Origin of the sequence: Aliagarivorans marinus DSM 23064 (assembly GCF_000429485.1) — a bacterium.
In the GTDB taxonomy this organism is placed as follows: domain Bacteria; phylum Pseudomonadota; class Gammaproteobacteria; order Enterobacterales; family Celerinatantimonadaceae; genus Aliagarivorans; species Aliagarivorans marinus.
Genome location: NZ_AUBY01000010.1, coordinates 155479 through 174536 on the forward strand (window position 1 = coordinate 155479; position 19058 = coordinate 174536).

Annotated in this window: 17 protein-coding genes and 1 pseudogene; 10 read left to right on the forward strand and 8 right to left on the reverse strand. The window is 54.8% G+C overall.

The genetic code is table 11. From position 1 onward, the window contains the following. Nucleotides 1-39 precede the first annotated feature (39 nt). From G461_RS0103895 to G461_RS0103915, 6 genes and pseudogenes are all read right to left on the reverse strand, one after another. Nucleotides 40-801, reverse strand: coding sequence for an SDR family NAD(P)-dependent oxidoreductase (locus G461_RS0103895; RefSeq protein ID WP_026970871.1), 762 nt, complete (start codon nt 799-801; stop codon nt 40-42). A 275-nt stretch (nt 802-1076) separates the two neighbouring features. Beyond that, nucleotides 1077-1580, reverse strand: coding sequence for a GNAT family N-acetyltransferase (locus G461_RS0103900; RefSeq protein ID WP_211236240.1), 504 nt, complete (start codon nt 1578-1580; stop codon nt 1077-1079). 157 nt (nt 1581-1737) lie between these two features. Then, nucleotides 1738-2166: a methyl-accepting chemotaxis protein gene (locus G461_RS26595; RefSeq protein ID WP_425393789.1), complete on the reverse strand. Its 429-nt coding sequence runs from the start codon at nt 2164-2166 to the stop codon at nt 1738-1740. A gap of 105 nt (nt 2167-2271) precedes the next feature. Next, nucleotides 2272-3033: pseudogene (locus tag G461_RS26600) on the reverse strand (PAS domain-containing protein); the annotation flags it as partial. Between the two features lie 316 nt (nt 3034-3349). Then, entirely contained in the window at nt 3350-5101 is a 1752-nt protein-coding gene (locus G461_RS0103910; protein WP_026970874.1) for an ABC-F family ATP-binding cassette domain-containing protein, read from the reverse strand. Nucleotides 5102-5402: 301 nt separating this feature from the next. After that, nucleotides 5403-5756, reverse strand: a complete 354-nt coding sequence (locus G461_RS0103915; protein ID WP_026970875.1) for a DUF4345 family protein — start codon at nt 5754-5756, stop codon at nt 5403-5405. A gap of 157 nt (nt 5757-5913) precedes the next feature. On the opposite strand from G461_RS0103915, the gene G461_RS0103920 reads away from it, so the two are divergent. Continuing rightward, nucleotides 5914-6423: a GNAT family N-acetyltransferase gene (locus G461_RS0103920; protein WP_026970876.1), complete on the forward strand. Its 510-nt coding sequence runs from the start codon at nt 5914-5916 to the stop codon at nt 6421-6423. A gap of 20 nt (nt 6424-6443) precedes the next feature. Here G461_RS0103920 and pdxR read toward each other — a convergent pair whose 3' ends face one another. Beyond that, nucleotides 6444-7946 carry a MocR-like pyridoxine biosynthesis transcription factor PdxR gene (gene pdxR, locus G461_RS23210; protein ID WP_051333337.1) on the reverse strand — a complete coding sequence of 501 codons (1503 nt, stop codon included), beginning with the start codon at nt 7944-7946 and terminating at the stop codon, nt 6444-6446. A gap of 214 nt (nt 7947-8160) precedes the next feature. On the opposite strand from pdxR, the gene tauA reads away from it, so the two are divergent. The 4 genes from tauA (at nt 8161) to G461_RS23215 (ending at nt 13673) form a co-directional block, all read left to right on the forward strand. Further along, complete coding sequence (gene tauA / locus G461_RS0103930) at nt 8161-9168, forward strand: taurine ABC transporter substrate-binding protein (RefSeq protein ID WP_026970877.1); 1008 nt, start codon at nt 8161-8163, stop codon at nt 9166-9168. A gap of 57 nt (nt 9169-9225) precedes the next feature. Continuing rightward, nucleotides 9226-10062: a taurine ABC transporter ATP-binding protein gene (locus tag G461_RS0103935; protein ID WP_026958864.1), complete on the forward strand. Its 837-nt coding sequence runs from the start codon at nt 9226-9228 to the stop codon at nt 10060-10062. Nucleotides 10063-10070: 8 nt separating this feature from the next. Next, nucleotides 10071-11048: an ABC transporter permease subunit gene (locus G461_RS0103940; RefSeq protein WP_026970878.1), complete on the forward strand. Its 978-nt coding sequence runs from the start codon at nt 10071-10073 to the stop codon at nt 11046-11048. A 153-nt stretch (nt 11049-11201) separates the two neighbouring features. Beyond that, complete coding sequence (locus G461_RS23215) at nt 11202-13673, forward strand: response regulator (RefSeq protein WP_169727226.1); 2472 nt, start codon at nt 11202-11204, stop codon at nt 13671-13673. A gap of 105 nt (nt 13674-13778) precedes the next feature. Here the strand turns inward: G461_RS23215 and G461_RS0103950 are convergent, their stop codons facing one another. Further along, the gene (locus G461_RS0103950; RefSeq protein ID WP_026970879.1) at nt 13779-15797 is read right to left on the reverse strand and encodes an alkyl/aryl-sulfatase; all 2019 of its coding nucleotides are present in this window, start codon (nt 15795-15797) and stop codon (nt 13779-13781) included. 111 nt (nt 15798-15908) lie between these two features. Between G461_RS0103950 and G461_RS0103955 the strand changes: the two genes are divergently transcribed. The 5 genes from G461_RS0103955 to G461_RS0103975 all read left to right on the forward strand — a co-directional run bounded on the left by G461_RS0103955 (nt 15909) and on the right by G461_RS0103975 (nt 19053). Then, nucleotides 15909-16817 (forward strand): LysR family transcriptional regulator, encoded by a 909-nt coding sequence (locus G461_RS0103955; protein ID WP_026970880.1) that lies wholly within the window; start codon nt 15909-15911, stop codon nt 16815-16817. A 131-nt stretch (nt 16818-16948) separates the two neighbouring features. Further along, nucleotides 16949-17500 carry a hypothetical protein gene (locus tag G461_RS0103960; RefSeq protein WP_026970881.1) on the forward strand — a complete coding sequence of 184 codons (552 nt, stop codon included), beginning with the start codon at nt 16949-16951 and terminating at the stop codon, nt 17498-17500. 85 nt (nt 17501-17585) lie between these two features. Then, on the forward strand, nt 17586-18068 hold the full coding sequence (locus G461_RS0103965) for a GNAT family N-acetyltransferase (RefSeq protein ID WP_026970882.1): 483 nt from the start codon (nt 17586-17588) through the stop codon (nt 18066-18068). A 32-nt stretch (nt 18069-18100) separates the two neighbouring features. Continuing rightward, nucleotides 18101-18415: a DUF1330 domain-containing protein gene (locus G461_RS23220; RefSeq protein ID WP_051333339.1), complete on the forward strand. Its 315-nt coding sequence runs from the start codon at nt 18101-18103 to the stop codon at nt 18413-18415. Continuing rightward, a complete protein-coding gene (locus G461_RS0103975) occupies nt 18412-19053 on the forward strand; it encodes a hypothetical protein (RefSeq protein ID WP_211236241.1) in 642 nt (213 codons plus the stop codon). The genes G461_RS23220 and G461_RS0103975 overlap by 4 nt, the downstream gene beginning before the upstream one ends. Nucleotides 19054-19058: the final 5 nt, after the last annotated feature.

Below are 19058 nucleotides of genomic sequence, written 5' to 3' on the forward strand. Positions count from 1 at the left end.
CAGATATTCGCTTAAATCGTTGCTTGATTCGCTTGTGGCTTAGCTGTCTTGCTTGACCACGTTGAAGTTGTTCCAGGCCTGCGAGGTGGGCATCACTTCCAGGCTGTTGATATTGATATGCGGCGGCTGATTGGCCAGCCAGAAGATAAGCTCAGCGATGTCTTCGGGCTGCAAGGCATTGGCACCGCCATAGAGCTGTTGGTACTTGTCTTGGTCGCCATCAAAGCGCACCAAGGAGAACTCACTTTCCGACAGGCCCGGCTCTAAGCTGGTCACGCGCACGCCCTTTCCGGCCAAATCGCAGCGCAGGTTGCGGGAGAACTGGGCGACAAAGGCTTTCGAGGCACCATAGACATGGCTACCGGGATAGGGCCAATTGGAGGCAATCGAGGCCAAGTTCACCACGCTGGCACCGGGGCTTTGCATCAAACGAGGCAGTAGTGCGTGAGTAACGTTAACCAGGCCGGTGACGTTGGTGTCGATCATCACCTGCCAGTCTTCTAACTTGGCGGCATAGCTTGGGTCGGTACCCTTGGCCAGTCCGGCATTGTTGACCAGCACGGTGGGCTGGCTGAAGGCTTCTGGTAGCTCCTCAACCATCTTGGCCACCGCATCGGCATCGCGCACATCCAAGGTTGCGATATGCACCTCACACAGCGGGCTAAGCTCGTCGGCTAACGCAGCCAAGCGCTCAAAACGGCGTCCGGTAAGAATGAGCTTGGCGCCAGCCTTGGCAAAGCGGCGAGCACTGGCTTCACCAAATCCGGAGGTGGCACCGGTAATAAATACACACTGAGTCATCGTTATTCTCCTCCGCCCCACAGGGTATGGATGGTTACGAGGTGGACTGCCTTAGCTTTGTCTGCAATAGCGAAGTGCTACCGAATAATCCTTTGGGCTAAGCGCCAATCCATCGCGCTATTAACTAGTGTGTTTAGAATAGAAATGATCTTTGTCTGGGTTTAGTGCCAGATGGCTGAAGCTGTTAGGCCAGTCTGTGTGTGAAGGGGATTTCGAAGAGAAGATGGTAGGAAACGCTTTGCATTCCAGTTGGATTCAAGCGCTCATGAATCCGGCTAGCAACGTCCTTGGATTGAGAAGGAGAGCAGCCCCTCAGCATCGTATAGGCGGGTAGCGCATGAGTGCATGCCCAGCTTGTTTAGTAGTCTCAGCGAGGCCTGATTCTCGGCGACTGCCACGCCGTAAATTGTGCTGAGTAGCTCGCTGGAAAAAGTGAAATTGAGTACTGCTTGCGCGGCCTCAAAGGCGTAACCAGCACCTTGATAATGCTCCAGCAAGCCGTAGCGAATATCGCTGAAAGCCGTATCGGTGATTTCCTCGACCCCGGCATATCCAATCTTCACACTGGGATCACTGGCAAGAGAAACGATAAACGTGCCATAGCCCTTGCTCCAATGCTTTATCCGATTGGCGAGATACCGATTGATGTACTCCGCGCCAAACGGCTTCCCGCCGGGTAGATATCGGGTGGTAACTGGGCAGGTGAGTAACGCGGTGAAAATGTCTAAGTCGTGTTCACCTACCGGGCGTAACACCAGCCTCTCGGTCTCGATGATCACAGTATTACCAATCGCATAATGGGATAGTTATACCCGCAAGCTTCCCCTCTAAGCATCTAAAATACAAGAGAAAATAGCCACAGGGTGAGTTTACTTTAGCGAAGGAACACAAACGAATCGCGCCCGATAGACAACGTCAGGCGCGACTGGCAGTAACTTAATGATTGTCGGTCAGATTCATCACGGTTTCCGAGACGTTTTCAGCACCTTTGTGGATCTCGTCCATCACCACCGAGACTTCCGAGATCTTATCGCTGCCTTGCTGAGAGATATCGGCTACCTCGGCCATTAAGTTAGTCACAGATACCGTCAGCGCTTGGTTTTCGTTCACCACATCGGTTATCTCCGAGGTGGAGTCGGCGGTGCGCGATGCCAATTGCCTAACCTCATCGGCCACCACTGCAAAGCCGCGCCCCTGATCCCCTGCCCGCGCCGCTTCAATAGCCGCATTCAGGGCCAGCAGGTTGGTCTGCTCGGCAATGCCTTTAATGGTCGAGACGATCTGTTCGATGCTTTTAGAGCGCTCATTTAAGGTTTGCACCTTGGTGACGGTCTCTTGTACTTGCCGCGAGATGTTTTGCGACACCTCAACCGAGTCCGCCAGCAAGTTAGCCCCTTGCTTAGCGATTTGCGCAGTTTCTACCGAGGTACTGTGGGCAATCTCCGAAGCCTCGGCAATGGCGCGGTTCTTTTCGACCTCCTCGGTGATATCCGAGGCAAACTTGATCACCTTGTGCACCTTGCCGTGCTCGTCGTAAACCGGGTTGTAGGTTGCCTCAATCCAGACATTGCTGCCACTGGCGCTTTTGCGTAGGAACTGGCCTGATTTGATCTCGCCGTTACCCAGCTCTTGCCAGAAGTTTGGATTCTGTTGGTAGAAGTCATCGAAACAGAAGATGCGATGGTGCTTGCCTACCACCTCGCTGGCCGAGTAACCCAGCGTCGACAGAAAGTTTTGATTGGCCTGAATAATGTTGCCGCTCACATCAAACTCAATCACCGCCATGGATTTGTCCAAGGCGTCGAGAATGGCTTTCTGAGTGCGTTCTTGCTCGAAGATCTGGGTGACGTCGTTGGCAATCTTCATGGCACCGGTCACTTCACCCTGTTCATTTCTGATGGGGAAGTAGGTCGCGTCCAACATGATCTTGTTGCCTTGCTTACCGAAACGCTCGAAGGTGCCCGCCTGCTGTTTTCCTGCTGCAATATCCCGCCAAAACAGGCTGTACTCAGCGCTGTTTGCGTAGCGCTTATCGCAGAAGATCCGATGATGCTGACCCTTAATCTCGTCTCTGCGGTAGCCCACGCACTGCAAGAACAAGTCGCTGGCATCGACGATGGTGCCATCGGGCTTGAACTCAATCATGGCGAGGCTGTGGTTCATGGCGACCAGAACATTGTCGCCGTGGGTGTTAGGCAGGTTTTCCGCTGACTTCTTTCCAAACATGAACATGGCTTTGTCGCTCACTCACACATTCTGACAAGAACAATATCTGGTCAGCGTAGACAGTAATCCCTGAGTTTTCACCGCGATTAGTGACGGAGTGGAGCTAGGTCGCCCTCACTCCGGGAGTGATGATGGAATATGTGGCAAAGCGCGCAATTTGAGCTTTGGCTCTAACTAGCACGGTAGAATACTGCAGCGACAGGTACGTTCCTCGTGGGCAGCAATCGAGCAAACTCATCCTCCAACATGCAGACACCACCCACCGCAAGCTCGCAATAAATAAAAGCCACTCCCTAGGAAGTGGCTTCACTAACTAGCCGAGTTAGACAAGCTCCAGCTTAAGGTAGAGCTGTTCAATCTCAGTACGCCATTGCTGCTGTAGCTTGGGCTTTTGATGCTTCGGTTTACGACGTAGCTCAGCCTCTAAGGCTGCCTCCAGCTCCACCAAGCGTTGTAGTAGCAGCTCCTCTGGGCTGTTGCGTACAGGCTGTGTTGCAGTTACTGGAGCCGGTTCGCCTGAAGCGTGCAGTGCAGCTTGCTCTGACCCGCTGGCCTCAAAGTCTAACTCAGCGTAGAGCTGTTCGATGTCATGCCATTCGCTTAGCTCGCCATGGTTGACCAACCAAAAACGATTACAGCTCTGTTCGATAAGCTCGCGGTCGTGGGTAACCAGCAGTACCCCACCGGCGAACTGATTCAGCGCCTCGGCCAGCTCAGCCTTGCCATCCAAGTCCAAGTGGTTGGTTGGCTCGTCGAGCAGCAACAGATGATAGTTGGCCAATGACAGGCCGACCATCAATAGGCGCGAGCGCTCGCCGCCACTTAGCTCACGTACCCGCTGGGAGTGGCGTACAAAGGCAAAACCTGCGCTGATAAGCGCCATCTTGCGTTGCTCTTGGCTTAAGTCACTGAACACTGCTAAGGCGTCGATCAGCGTTTCATCGTCGCTTAGCTGTTTCAGCGATTGGTCGTAAAAGCCTACGCGAGCGCGCGGGTGACACTGAATCGCATAGCCCGGCGCTGAGGGCTGGCGGACGCTATGCCATAGCATCCGCAGCAAGGACGACTTACCGCAGCCGTTGCTACCGATGATGGCAACCCGCTCACCGCTTTTTATCTGTTGCGCGATAACCTGAAACAGAGAGGGCGCTTCAGGCGCAGGGGTAACGCTAAGGCTCGACAACTGCAGCAGCCGGTTCGCCTTCATCGCTTCACCGTGCAAGCGCAGCTTCCACGGCGTCGCAGCGACTAACTCGGTTTGCGCATCCTTTAAGCGCTCCAGTCGTTTTTCCATATTCTTGGCTTTGCGCGAGAGATCTTCGTTGTCGTAGACCCGCCCCCAGGTGGCGAGGCGCTTGGCGCTTTTCTCGACCCGGTCGATCTCTTTTTGCTCCACCAAGTGGCGCTTAAGCTCATCGTCATTCATTTGCTCTAACGCTTGCAGTGCCTCAGAGCAAGGCATGCCAAAGCTACATAGGGTGTGGTTGCGCACCACCCAAGTACAGTTGGTCACCTTGTCGAGCAGCCGTTTATCGTGGGAGACCAGCACAAAGCTGCCCTTCCAGGTTAACAGGAAGCGCTCCAGCCACAGTAAAGTAGGCAGGTCCAGGTGGTTGCTGGGCTCATCGAGTAACAGCAGATCCGGTTGGCTAATCAGCGCACGCGCCAACAGCAAACGGGTATGTTGTCCACCGCTCAGACTGCCCGCCGAGAGAGACCAGTCATCAAGGGTGAATCCCATGTCCGATAACACACACTCGGCTCGCCATTGCTCGGTCAAGCGCTGATCTTCGGGGAGCTTGTCCAGCACCGCTTGCAGCATGGTGAGGGGCTCTAAGCTGTTTGGCAGGTGCTGCTCCACCCGCTCCATCAAGCAATGGCTGGCAAGGGTGACTTCTCCAGATTGCGGTTCCAGCGAACCGAATAGCAGGTGTAATAAGGTGCTTTTTCCGCATCCGTTGTGGCCAACCAGCCCGATGCGGTCACCTTTTTTAAGGGTGAAAGAAACGGCTTCGAACAACGGGGTTGAAGTGGTGTGATAGTGAATAGATTGTGCAGATAGTAAAGTGCTCATGGCTTACTCAAGTTTTTGTGGTGCAGGGGCACCGTTCGTCAAAAATGCTGACGACAACCTAGTAAGCTAGAGGGAAGAGACTCTAGTCTGTATTAATGGATTCTTCGCTCAAGCAGAGGTTATCGCAGCACGATACCGGCAAAACTTGAGCAAGGCGCGTAACCAAAAAATTGTGAGAAATAGAATTCACACAAAGACATGGGGTACCTCCTTTATTTAGTTTGATGAATGTAGGTGGGCAATCTTAGCAGTTGCCCAGTAAATAACCATAGGTTCGTTGGGTGATTACCCTGAATATGAACTAGGCGCTGGCACGAAAGTACCACCATACCAACGGCAGCAGAATAACTAACTCGATTCCCACGTTAATCCATTGCTTAACCACCGGGCCATCGAGCATGATGCCAATCAGCCTTGCCACCAACAGGCCAAACAACAGCGACGCGCCAGTGGCGGCAATGGTTGCGCCCCAAGGCTGCAGCTGATGGTGGAACATCAGCAGCGTCCCAACACCGATGAGTAGGCCCCACCAAATCCGCCGCTCGGTGGCTTGAAAGGTATCGCTGGGAATGGGCTTGTTGCTGACAAGCTCGGGATTCCACGCTAATACAACGCCCGCCACAATTAATAAAACACCGATGATTTTGGCCAGCATATTGAACTCCTATGAAAGTACCCCCTCAAGAATAGCCGCTGGTGTGCAGCGTGGAGCCGCAACCACTAAGTGGCTTATTGATTAAGGAGTGTTGACCTGTCTATAACTCCATAGTTTAGGATGGGTGATATCTAGCAAAATATTGAGAAGACTCCGCATGCAAATTCGTCATGAAGCCCCAGCCGACATCGATGCCATCCGCGCATTAACCTATGCCGCGTTTAAGGGCCATCCCCATCATGAACCCGGCGCCGAGCCCACCGAGCATCTGATCGTAGACAAACTGCGTGAGGCCGGTGCGCTTAGCCTGTCACTAGTGGCCGAAGTTGATGGCAAGATAGTCGGCCATATCGCCCTGTCTCCAGTGAAGATTGGTGAGGCCGAAGTCGAGCAAGGCTGGTTTGGTCTTGGCCCGGTATCGGTGCTACCTGCTAAGCAAGGGAAAGGCGTGGGATCGCTGCTCATCCGCCAAGCGCTGGAAATGATGCAGCAACGAGGCGCGGAAGGCTTGGTGGTGATGGGAGACCCAAGCTACTACGGACGATTTGGCTTTAAGCACGATGACACCATTGTCTTCCCGGGTATCCCTCAGGATTACTTTATGGCGCTTGCGATGAGCAGCCGCAAGCCTAGTGGCGACGTAAGCTACCACCCCGCATTCTACTAAGGCTTAGCCGCCCAATCTCCTCACGCTACACTCTTCGCCTTGACCGGTCTGGGTAAACCGGTGAGCTGACTAATCAGCTCACCCAGTTTGCTCAAGCCCGCTTCAATCTTGTCACTCTCAATGGCCGAGAAGCCGATGCGAATATAGTGCTGCTCGGGCATGCCGTTGAAGAATAGGCTATCGCCCGACTCAACCAAGATCCCCAGCTTGGCCGCTTCGGCCACCAAGTATTCGCTGCTAAGGCCATCAGGCAGCCCCAGCCAGAAGCAAAAGCTACCGGGGGTAGAGTGCAGTTGGCAATGGCTTAGATAGCGATCCAGCCCTTGCTTAACCTGCCACCATTTTTGCTCGTAGAGGCGGCGCATTCGACGCACATGGCTATCGTAATAGCCCTGAGCAATAAACAGCGCCAAGGTGCGCTGGTTGTTGGCGGGAGGATGGCGATAGTTAAGCCGGCGCAGTGCGCGCAGCTCATCGATGAGGCGGCGATCCGCGACAATATAGCCCAACCGCAATCCCGGCGAGAGCGACTTAGACAGGCTGCCCACGTAGATCACCCGGCCGCTGCTATCGAGGCTTTTGAGTGCCGGCAGCGGCGCTTCAATAAAGTTAACCTCGCTTTCGTAGTCATCTTCTATCACCAGAAAATCGTCCCGCTCCGCCTGCGCCAACAAGCGCTGACGCCGCTCCAGTGGCATGGTCACGGTGGTGGGATATTGATGGCTCGGGGTTACGCACACATAGTCGCAATCGCGCAGTTGCTCGCCTAGCACCAGGCCCTGCTCGTCCAAGTCCAAAGGCTTGAGCTGGGCCTGCTGATACTTAAAGATGTTGCGCAGATCGGCATAGCCGGGGTCTTCCATGCCTACCTTCACCTGCGGCCCGGCCAGTAGAGAGGCCAGCATAAACAGCGAGTTTTGGGTGCCCATGGTCACCAGCACTTCGCCCTCTTCGGCCACGATGCCGCGCTTTGAGAGGATCTGCTGGCGGATCTGCGCCACCAGCTCTGGGTCATCATCGTCGATGTAATCTTCCACCCACTCGTGCAGGCTGTTGCGGCTTTGGGCGATGCGCAGGCATTCGCGCCACTGATAGATGGGGAACTCTTTGGCTTCGATCTGCCCATAGATAAAGGGATAGGGATAACTGAGCCAAGCCTTGTCTTTATTTAGTCGACTATAGGCACTGGGCTGGTGCTGGATACGTGCGCTCCACTTTGGCGCATTATCCTTATTATCAGTAGGGTTTTGCACTACCTTGGGGAGGCTTGCCTCCTGAACTTCCGGGTTTACAAAGAAACCACTGCGCTCTTTTGCCAATAAATAGCCCTCATCCACCAGGCTTTCATAGACCAGAACCACGGTGTTTCGCGATACCCCCAGCAGCTTAGCCATCCTGCGGCTGGACGGCAGCGGGCGCCCGCCAAACTGGCCTTTGCTAATTAATTCAACGAGTTTCTCTCGGATCTGCTGCTGGTAGCTCTTACCCGGCTTGAGTTCCAGATTAATTAATAGCTCGGTCATACACCCTCCCTGAATCAGGACGAAATCTTGCATTGCACCCCATTAGTGAAGGTAGGCACTGCAATTTCTCCGCCAGCCACGAACAAAATACAGCCAGCAGACGCTGGACCAACGATTTAAAAAATTGGCCCTAAGCCATGGGAATACGCGCAAGTAACTTAAAGATGAACCTCAATCACGGTCCATCGGTCGTTTAAGTAACAAAGGATGAGTTATGAACACACGAATTTTGAAACGAGGCCTTGTCGCCATTACTGCAGCTGTGATGGCTGCCAGCGTCAGCGCCAAAGAAGTCACCATTGGGTATCAGGGAATGTTTAACCCATGGAAGCACGCCATCGACCAACAACTGGTTGAGAAAGAAACCGGCTACACCATCAAGTGGCGCCGCTTCGACTCTGGTGCGAAAGCGATGACCGCCATGGCCGCAGGCGCGGTGGATATCACCTCGGCCGGTTCCAGCCCGATTGCCAGTGCGGTAAGCCGCGGCGTTGATATGCAACTGTTCTGGATTCTGGAGAACATCGCCGATGCAGAAGCACTGGTGGTACATGAGGACTCAGGCATCAATGAACCGAAAGACTTGGTTGGCAAGCGCATTGCGGTGCCCTTTGTATCAACCACCCACTTCCACGCCCTGTTCGCACTAGAGCAGTTCGGCCTGACCGAGAAAGACGTGAAGCTGATTAACATGCAGCCCAACGCGATTGCGGCGGCTTGGCAGCGCGGCGATATCGACGGTGCCTTTATCTGGGATCCGGCCCTTGGCACCATCAAGCAAAGCGGTAAGGTGCTGATCTCCTCAGCCACCCTCAGCGCTTGGGGCAAGCCGACCTTCGATGGCCTGGTGGTGGGCACCGAGTTCGCCGCTGAAAACACCGAGTTTATGAACAAGCTGGTGAAGATCATCTCCGACTTGGATGCAGAGTATCGCGACAACAAACAGGCCTTCACGCCCGATCACCCGATTGCCCAATCGATTGCCAAAGTGAGCGGCGGTGAACTGGAAACCGTGCCTGAAGTGCTGGCCCTGTATGACTTCCCAGATATCGACACCCAATTGAGCTGTGCCTGGCTGGGCTGTGGCGCAGATGGCGGTGCCACCAAGTCGCTGCAGTTCACCTCTGAGTTCTTGAAAGAGCAGAAGAAGATTAACGAGCTGCTGCCTGACTACAGCCAATTTGTGAACACCAGCTTTGCTGAAGCCGCTGCCGAGATGTAACAGCGCGCAGGTCATAAACGTAATAAGCAACTATCTGAATCAGCACAGGAATCAACCATGAATAAGTTAAAGATCCACGACGTCTCGGTTGTCTATCCTGCAGCTCAAGGCGGTGACCCAGTCACCGCCCTTAATGAAGTCAACCTGACTATCGAGCAAGGCGATCTGGTCGTTGCGTTGGGTGCTTCTGGCTGCGGCAAGACCACCCTGCTCAACCTGATTGCCGGCTTTATCCGCCCCACCGATGGCTACCTCACCTTGGGCGATAGTCGAATCGAAGGCTACCCACGGGTTGCCGTTGGGCTGGATATCGGCGACGAAGTCACCGGCCCCGGCGCAGACCGCGGGGTGGTGTTTCAAAAGCACGCCTTGCTACCTTGGCTGAATGTGATTGAAAACACCGAGTTCGGCCTCAAGCTACAAGGGGTCGACAAGCAAGAGCGCCGCGAACGTGCCGCTAAGTTTCTCAAACTGGTGGGCCTAGAAGACTTCCACCAGCACAAGATCTACCAACTCTCCGGCGGGATGCAGCAACGTGTCGGTATTGCCCGCGCCCTGACCAACGACCCACAGATGCTACTACTGGATGAGCCACTCGGCGCGCTGGATGCGCTGACCCGCGAATCACTGCAAGAGCTGCTGCTGGATGTGTGGCGCGAGACCCACAAGATGATGTTCTTCATCACCCACGACGTGGATGAAGCGCTGCTACTGGCTACTCGCCTGATCGTGATGTCGCCGCGCCCCGGCCGGATTACCCACGAGTTTGAACTCAACTTTAACCAACAATTTCTCGAGACCCGCAATGCCCGTCAGGTGAAATCCAGCCCTGAGTTTATTGCGATGCGCGAGAAAATCCTCGCCATTATTCACGGCGACGAAATCGCAGCCTAGGAGTGATTATGACGAGCAACAGCCTACCCATGGATGCGCTCAGTGAGATGCCTGAGAGCGCCGAGGCAACCAAACCCAGCATCAAAAAGCCCGCGCCCGCTGTCACCACAAGCAGCAATGGCCGCGAGCTCACCCCCTTCGCGCAAATGATTGTCCGCCAGCTAAATAAGCTGCAAAAAGGCTCACCGGTGGCCAGTGGCGAGTACTACGGCCAGCCCGGCGCAGGCGACAGCCGCATCATCGCGCTGTTCTCCACCCTGTTCTTTATCGGCCTGTGGGCCTTGGTTACTGAAACAGGCATGGTGCGCCCGCTGTTCTTGCCCTCGCCGGTGGATGTAGTGGCGCGGATGGTCGATATCACCCTCGATGGCTTCTCCGGCGCTACCTTGGGCCAGCACTTAGCGGCCAGTCTGGGGCGGATCTTCGGCTCGTTTGCCTTGGCCTGCCTGATTGGCATTCCTTTAGGTGTGGCGATTGGCTGCAGCCGGGTGATGCGCGGTATCTTCGATCCGCTGATTGAGTTCTACCGTCCACTGCCGCCGCTGGCTTACCTGCCATTGGTGATTATCTGGATGGGTATCGATGAGAGCAGCAAGATTATGCTGATCTTCCTCGCCATGTTGGCCCCAGTGGTGCTCAGTGCCCGCGCCGGTGTCAGCTCGGTGAAGATTGAGCAGATCCAGGTGGCCTACTCGATGGGCGCCAGTCGCTGGCAAGTGGTGACTCAGGTGATTCTGCACGGCGCCCTGCCGGATATTCTGACCGGTATGCGCATCGCCATCGGCTTTGGCTGGACCACCTTGGTGGCCGCTGAGATGGTCGCCGCTGAGCGCGGTATCGGCTTTATGGTACTGAACGCCTCGGAGTTCTTGGTGACCGACGTGGTGATTGCCGGGATCGTGATTATCGGGGTGATCGCCTACCTGTTCGATATGTTGATGCGCTATATGGAAACCAAGCTGGTGCCTTGGAAAGGGCAGATCTAACCCGTTGTTATTGGTTATTTCAAAGGCTGGGAGTGCATGCTTCCAGCCTTTTTGCTTATTCAGCACTCGCCAAATTTCAAGACCTTGATTACTAACAAATCAGACACTTGTTCTAGACTGAAAACTATTCCATTCATTACTCGCTGGTTTGATATGCCTCCACTGATCCTTCGCGTTGAAAACCTCTCTGTACAAAAGAAGTTACTAGGTAGCTTTGCCATTCCAGTGCTACTGATGCTGTTGGTGTCAGTCTCAGCCTACCAGAACACCCAATCGATGGTGGAAGACAACCACTGGGTCGCCCACACCCACAAGACGATTGCCCGCGCCCAAGAGCTGCTGAGCCTGGTGGTGGATATGGAAACCGGTAAACGCGGCTATCTGCTCACCGGCAACGAAGACTTTCTCGAGCCCTTTCACGCGTCATTAAGTGTGTGGGAGCAAAAGCTGGCCGCGCTATCCAATCAAGTCAGCGATAATCCGGCTCAGGTTGCACGCCTAGCCACGATTGGCGAGCTGCATGACCAGTGGCTGCTCGAGGCCGCGTACAAGGAGATCCTACAGCGAGAGCTGGTCAGTGATGGTCAAGCCTCGATGCAGAGCATTGTGGAGCTGGTGCAACAAGAGGTTGGCAAAAACATTATTGATGCCACCCGCACCGAGATCGCACGCTTTATTGAGTATGAGAACAAGCTGATTGCGGTACGCATCGAGAAATCGCAGCACTCCGCCAACCAAACCAGCATGGTGCTGTTTCTCGGCACCTTTCTCGCTGCCGCCGCCTCACTATTGGTGGCGGTTTGGGCCGCTAATCGAGTCAAGAAACGCATTCGCCTATTGCGCGATGCCACCAAGCAAGTGTCGCGGGGCAAACTTAAACAAGGGCAACGGTTGCTGGCTTCCAGCGAGCATCTACAAGGGAAAGACGAGTTGGCCGAGCTGACCGTAGGCCTCAATGAGATGGCGCAAAGCTTGGTGAAAAGCGACCTGCAGATGCGTGATTACAACCAAAAGCTGCGCGAAGAACGCAAGAACGCCGAGGCCGCCGCCCGCGCCAAGAGCGAGTTTCTGTCGACCATGAGCCATGAGATCCGCACCCCGATGAACGGGGTTATCGGCATGACCAATCTACTGCTGGATACCGACTTAGACGAGCAGCAGCTAAGGATGACCGAGACCGCCAAGAACAGTGCCGAGTCGTTGCTGGCGATTATCAACGACATCCTCGATTTCTCAAAGATTGAGGCTGGCAAAATTGAGCTGGAGTCGGTGGATTTCGACTTGGGTGAGTTGGTGGAGGATGTCGGCGGCATGCTCTACATCTCTGCCGAGCGCAAAGGCATTCAGCTGATCTGCCCTGCCACCCCGGTTATCGACCAGTGCTATCGCGGCGATCCCGGCCGGATCCGTCAGGTGCTGAGTAACTTGGTAAACAATGCAATTAAGTTTACCGAGCATGGCGAGATTGCGGTGAATGTAACGGTTGAGCAGCAGTTGGAGTCGGCCAATCAGGTGCGCTTCGAGGTGGTCGACAGCGGTATTGGTATCAAGCCAGAGCAGCAAGAAAAGCTGTTTACCCGTTTCTCCCAAGCCGACAGCTCCACCACCCGCAAGTACGGCGGCACCGGCTTAGGCTTGGCAATCTGTAAAACCCTCACCGAGATGATGGGCGGCGAGATAGGGGTTATCAGTAGCCCCGGCGAAGGCTCGACCTTCTGGTTTAGCCTGCCCTTGCAGCACGCACCAGACAACGCTGTGGTCTACCTGCCTTGCGGCAACCTGCAACAGCAACGGATCTTGGTGGTGGACGATGTCGCCACCAACCGCAACCTGCTCGACCGTTTACTCAAGATTTGGCAAATCGAACATCATGCCGCCAGCTCGGGGGAACAGGCACTGGAAGCACTGCGACTAGCCGACGACCTTGGCAAGCCCTTTACCATTGCGATACTCGACTACCAGATGCCAGAGATGAGCGGAGTAGAACTGGCCGAGCGGATCTTGGCCGAACCGAGGCTCAAGAGCACCAAGCTGATCATGCACTCCTCGGTGGCGCAGATGGGCGATAGTTCCTTGTTTAAACATATCGGCTTTAGTGGCTACCTCACCAAGCCGATGCAGCAGGCGGATCTGCTGAACATTCTTAAAAAAGTCTCGGGGATGGAAGATGCCCGCGCCAAACAGATCATGGTCACCCCGGATACCCCCACCCAGCGGCCCCAGTACAAGGCCCATGTGTTGATCGTCGACGATGTCACCACCAACCAGCTGGTGCTGCAATCGATGCTCAGCAAGTACGGCATCCGCGCCGACAAAGCCGACAGCGGCCAAGAGGCCTTAGCCGCCTTGGCCGGCGATGCGGACTACGACTTGGTGTACATGGACTGCCTGATGCCGGAGATGGATGGCTACGAAGCCACCCAGCGGATCCGTAACTCAAACGATCCCAACATCAATCAGCAAGTACCAATCATCGCCATGACCGCCAATGCCATGCAGGGCGACCGGGAGAAATGCCTCGACGCCGGGATGGACGACTACCTAACCAAGCCCATCAACAAGAAAACCTTGGAAGAGTCACTGAATAAGTGGCTGGCCAAGCAATCCGTTGAGCAATCGCCTTAGGGCGCAAGCAGTATGCGCTGGCCCACAAGCCAAAAGCCCTCCAAGCCCCCTCCCCCAAGCCAAAAGCCCTCCAAGATAGGAGGGCTTTTCTTTACGCTACCGAACTTAACGCTGCGGCATTGGCAAGATTTCGAACAGGCCATCGAAGCTGTCCAAGCTCGCCATCAGGCTCTCAAGCAACTCGCCATCGCCCTCGAGCTGAGCGGCGCCCGAGCTTAACAAGCTATCCAGATCGCTGTTCCCCAGCACCAACTCGGTCAGATCCCCTTTGCTGATGGTCAGTGTCACATCGGTGCGCGGAAGGGTATCCACCTCGATGTTGGCCATATTGGCATTGGACACCTCGCCGTAGAACTGCTCATCCAGCTCTGGGTGAACGACGCCAAAGGTGAAGTTCAGCCCCGCTTGCTCGGCCTTCTCGGCGTTAAGCTGTACCGCCACAAAGTCTAGGAACATACCGGTTGGGGTATTGGCGATAACATCAGGCGATGCCAGCTTGATGGAAGGCTGGATCTCGCCGGTGCGCAGTTCCACCGCCCCTTGCAGGTAAGAGTTACGCCAAGCCATAGTCTCAGACTGGTAGCCCTGCTGCTCGAAGCTATCTGCCAAGGCAAAGCGATACTGGGTGTTGTCTGGCTGACACTGCACCAAGTCGTTAAATAGCTGCGAGGCTTGCTGATACTCGCCTTGGTTAAAGTGCTGCATGCCCGCTTGGTAGAGCACCTCAGCGCCAGCGGCTTGCACATATACGCAAGACTTATCTTGAGTTTGCAGCGGATTGGTGTTGACCGGGTTCATATCGTGATAACCCAAGTACAGGTTCACCACCGCCCGCGCATTATGGCTGTATGAGCCGTGGTAGCCATTGGTGTGCCAGGTATCGAGCTGCGATTGTGGCACCAGCTTTTCAATCTCACGGCCAACATCGTTGATGGTGACCCCATGGTTAGCCAGACGCATCGCTTGGTTATGGATAAAGCCATAGTTGTCCCGTTGCAGCGTCATGTAATCGCTGATCTCATTTACCTCACTGTCCGGGTTGTTCCACACTGGCGCAGAGTGGGCAGCGTGGATGTTATCGACCAAGCCGCTATCAACGAAGCGCAGCTTGAGCTCGGTGAGATACTTGGTCCATACCAGCGCATCACGCACCTTGGCGCCGCGGAAGGTGTAGATATTGTGCATTCCGTCGTAGGTCAGCTCGGCAGTATTGAGCGAGCGGTACTTAGACACATACAACACCATCTCTGCAGGCGCTTCGGCGCCGGGCATATTGATGGCAAGGAACTCCAGCCCGTCGATGGTAATCAGCTTCTCGCGCGGCTGCACTTCATGGGTTGGCGCCACCAAGGTTACCTTGCCTCGCGAGGTGCCCAATCCCAGCGCATTGTCGACGATCCCTTTCGGATCGTTACCCAAGGTCGTGCCATATTGGTAGTTGGCCCGGCGGCTCATGGCGGTACCGGCAATCACGTTCTCGTCGGCCAGCTCTTTGATAAAGTCTTTCGGCGCGTAGATCTCAGCGCCTTCGGCGAAATCGCCCGACTCAACGATGCCGCGCGAGCCACCGAAGTGATCACCATGCATGTGCGAGTAGATCATACCGGTGATCTTGTGCTCGCCATTAATCGCGGGCAGATGCAGCTTGGCAAACTCCCAGGAAGCGCTGGCGGCCTCTTTCGATAGCAGCGGGTCGTGGATGATATAGCCATTATCGCTGCGATAGATGGTCATGTTCGACAAGTCAGCGCCACGGATTTGATAGACCCCATCGGTCACCTGATACAAGCCACCAGCGGCGTAGTTAAGCATGCCCTGTCGCCAGATAGAGGGATTCACGCTGGCAGGTAAATCTTGTAGGTCCATATCCGACATATAGTCAAAACGGTTTTTTAGCTCGCCAGCCTGATGATCGCCAAACTCGGCGATCAAGCCTTTGCGAGTGCGTTCAAAGGCTGAGACATCCTGCCATGGCAGTTGCTTGGCCAGCTCGGCATTGACCGCCGTGGTATGCTCGCTGGCAGGCTTTCCTTGATAGTTTTCCAAGCTTGCGTAGTCAGCACTGGCGTTAAATGACACAGCAATGGCCAGCGATAGTACAGAAGGAATAAAACGGGTTTTCATAGGGAGCCTCATCGGTTCGCAGTAAACAATTCGCAGCTACTTTACCCAGTTGACACATAGCAAAACATGCATGAATCTATATACAAAACATCAGAAATGGTTATGTATTAGATGTTCAAAGATATCGATCTAAACCTGTTGAAGGTGTTCGTTGCGGTCTACCGCCAGCAATCGATTACGCTGGCAGCGGATGCGCTGGATATGACTCAGCCCGGCGTGAGCGGTTTGCTTAAGCGCTTGCAGCAAAAGCTTGGGGTACAGCTGTTTGTCCGGCAGGGGCGTGGGATTGCACCTACCCATCAAGCCCACGAGCTAGCCCGCCAAGTCGAACCGGCGCTAACCCAAATCGACAATGCCCTGGAAGGCTTGGAAGGGTTTAGCACCGCCCATTCCCGGCGCTTTGTGGTGTATGCCAGCGAACCGGTGATGCTGATGCTAATGCCACTGATTGAGGCCGATGATAGCTTGGACAAGGTCAGCATCGAACTGCAACCCACCCAACTCAATGAAGAACAGCTGCTGCAAAGCCTGATGCAACAGCAGGCCGATCTGGCCATCGACTTTGCCAGCTACTCGGCCCCATCGTTCTTCTCGGAGTATCTCTTCGACGATGCGATCTGTCTGATTGCCCGCGAGCAACACCCCCGGATCTGCGGCCCGCTAGAGGCAGAGCAGTTCTACCAAGAGCGCCACATCACCGTAAAGCTGCGCCGCGAAGATGCTTATCTGGCGGACTACTACACTGAAGAGCACCTAGATCAGCGGCAGATCGCAGCGGTGTGTGACTCCCTGCTGTCACAGATGTCGATGGTGGCAAACAGCGACTGTATTGCCATGACCGCTCGCAGCCTGGCCGACGCCTTCGCCGAGAGTATGCGGATTCAGGTACTCCCCAGCCCCTTTACCAGCCTGCCGGTTCGCTACCGCCTGCTAACCCACAAACGGATGCGCCACAGCCCGGCCAATATGTGGCTGCGTAGCAAACTAAAAGGCTACTTTGGGCAGCTGATTTCGCCTTAAAAGCGCTTGGAAAAGTGGGCCTGAAGGCAACTACCGTTGAGTGTTAAAAATTTGCGAATAAATTGACTCCATATTCCAGCAGTGCTGCCGACCTTAGAGTTAATAATGTAATAGTTAATACGGATGTAACTATGCAGCTCCCTAAACTTGGGCCGGGCGTCCACCTCAACACCCAAAAGCTTGAGCAAGCCATCAGCCAACGGCTTGAGCAGATGACGATCAATCAGAAGCTGAACATCGTTAACAAGTACGCTCCTGACACCACAACCAGAGACAACATTCAGCCCGGGCAATCAATCTCGGTGTTCGATGTTGAGCAAGAGGATCGCGAACACTATCGGGGCCTAGAGACTCGGGATATCCTCAGCAGCATCGATTACACCTACACCACCCGCAAAGAGCTCTACCTGACCCTGTCGACCTTGGCAGATCGCGGGGTGATTACCGACCGCTCCGCCCAGGGGGTTATCAGTGCCATCAGCCACGACGAAAACTTAAACGATGACGTGCGCTTTAACTCGCTCAATTACGTGGAGAAACTGCTCAACAACCATATGGAAGTGGGCGATATCCGCCACAAATACATGCTCGAATCATTAATCGGCAGCAATAAGATGATGGAGGCTCTGCACGACCGAGCAGTTGAGTTGCGCCTCGAAGATGGGATTGACGAGTGGGTTTAACTCATTCTGCCGTTGTCTGAATTTGCCCAACCTGTGATGGGGATGCACAATACCCCTCCATTAACCGTTTTAAGCTCAAGCCCTTATGTCGCTACACATTCGCCCCATTCAAGCCAGTGATGATGTCCGTGTCCAGCAAATTATCCTACAAGTCGGTAAGGAGTTTGGCGCAATTGGCGAAGGCTTCGGCCCCTCCGATGCCGAGGTGGCGCAGATGAGCCAACACTATCTGGCCGAGCAGCGCAGCTGCTACTTTGTCGCCGAGCTAGGCGGTGAGCTAGTCGGGGGCGGCGGCATCGCCGCGTTTAACCACAGCGCTGATACCTGCGAGCTGCGTAAGCTGTTTATCTTGCCACAAGGCCGCGGCCAAGGAGTGGGTCGTCAACTCAGCCAAGCCTGCTTAGCCTTCGCCAAAGACCAAGGCTACAGCCGCTGCTACTTAGATACCCTGAGCAATATGGACGCCGCGATTGCCCTCTATCACAGCCTTGGCTTTGAGCGGCTAACCCAGCCATTGGACGGCACCATCCATAACGGCTGCGATGTCGCAATGCTGAAAACCCTGTAACACTTATCCAAACTCACAAGGACGTAACATCAATGAAGTACCTCGTTGTAGCCACCTCCATCGTTCACGACACAAGTTGGACGCAGGAGTACACCGAAAAAGTCTCCGCTATGGTCGCTGAGCACGGCGGCAAGTACCTACTAAGAAGCACTAATTTCGAGGTATTGGAAGGCGATTTAGAGCCGCAAGTGTTGGTGCTGATTGAGTTTCCCAGCAAGCAGGATTTCGACGCCTTCTATCACAGCGAGGCTTATCGCCCCTTTAAGGAGGCGCGGCAACAAGGCTCTAGAGGAAGTTTTTTCCTCACCCCGTTTATCGATGAGGCGGCCGTTGAGCAAACCCAATGAGAAGCTGGAGCCGTCGGCGTCTAATCAAAACAGGATTGAGCTGTTTACTGCTACCCGTTGTGGGTTGTAGCCACCAGCCGAGCGCAACTCGTCAGTTTTCCGCTGCCAAAGCCAAGGTACATAACCGCGGCAGCGCCCCGGACGACTTCCTTAACCTACTGGTGGATTGGGCCCAAGATGCGCCCGATGAGATCTTTACAGTTAATTCGCATTTCGACATCTACTCGGTAGTCGCACCACAGCTTGGCCCTTGGCGTAACCTCACCCATCGCAAGGCTGCCATGCTTGAGGTGTTGCGGGTATTGGGCGGCTTTGAGAGTAGTTGGGACTGGCAGGCCGGGCGCGATACCACGAACCCGAGCTCCAACACCGCATGTACCATGGAAGCGGGGATCTTCCAGTGCTCTGGGGATTCGATGTACTTCGATGCCTCACTCAAGCAGCTGCTGTATCGAGCACGCGGCATCAGCGACTGCGACACCTTCCGTGACGAAACCCAGCGCAACCCACGCTTCGCCATCGAATACTGCGCCCGCTTGCTACGTTTCACCGTAAAACACCACGGGCCGATTAAGCGCCGCGAGATCAACCCGTGGTTAAGCAAAGAGGCGATGGCCGAGTTTGAGCGCTATCTATAGCAAGA

Coding starts and splice junctions, on each gene's coding strand:
- G461_RS0103895 (WP_026970871.1), bottom strand. CDS start 801: ATGACTCAGTGTGTATTTATTACCGGTGCCACCTCCGGATTTGGTGAA.
- G461_RS0103910 (WP_026970874.1), bottom strand. CDS start 5,101: ATGAGCACTTTACTATCTGCACAATCTATTCACTATCACACCACTTCA.
- G461_RS0103915 (WP_026970875.1), bottom strand. CDS start 5,756: ATGCTGGCCAAAATCATCGGTGTTTTATTAATTGTGGCGGGCGTTGTA.
- G461_RS0103920 (WP_026970876.1), top strand. CDS start 5,914: ATGCAAATTCGTCATGAAGCCCCAGCCGACATCGATGCCATCCGCGCA.
- pdxR (WP_051333337.1), bottom strand. CDS start 7,946: ATGACCGAGCTATTAATTAATCTGGAACTCAAGCCGGGTAAGAGCTAC.
- tauA (WP_026970877.1), top strand. CDS start 8,161: ATGAACACACGAATTTTGAAACGAGGCCTTGTCGCCATTACTGCAGCT.
- G461_RS0103935 (WP_026958864.1), top strand. CDS start 9,226: ATGAATAAGTTAAAGATCCACGACGTCTCGGTTGTCTATCCTGCAGCT.
- G461_RS0103940 (WP_026970878.1), top strand. CDS start 10,071: ATGACGAGCAACAGCCTACCCATGGATGCGCTCAGTGAGATGCCTGAG.
- G461_RS23215 (WP_169727226.1), top strand. CDS start 11,202: ATGCCTCCACTGATCCTTCGCGTTGAAAACCTCTCTGTACAAAAGAAG.
- G461_RS0103950 (WP_026970879.1), bottom strand. CDS start 15,797: ATGAAAACCCGTTTTATTCCTTCTGTACTATCGCTGGCCATTGCTGTG.
- G461_RS0103955 (WP_026970880.1), top strand. CDS start 15,909: ATGTTCAAAGATATCGATCTAAACCTGTTGAAGGTGTTCGTTGCGGTC.
- G461_RS0103960 (WP_026970881.1), top strand. CDS start 16,949: ATGCAGCTCCCTAAACTTGGGCCGGGCGTCCACCTCAACACCCAAAAG.
- G461_RS0103965 (WP_026970882.1), top strand. CDS start 17,586: ATGTCGCTACACATTCGCCCCATTCAAGCCAGTGATGATGTCCGTGTC.
- G461_RS23220 (WP_051333339.1), top strand. CDS start 18,101: ATGAAGTACCTCGTTGTAGCCACCTCCATCGTTCACGACACAAGTTGG.
- G461_RS0103975 (WP_211236241.1), top strand. CDS start 18,412: ATGAGAAGCTGGAGCCGTCGGCGTCTAATCAAAACAGGATTGAGCTGT.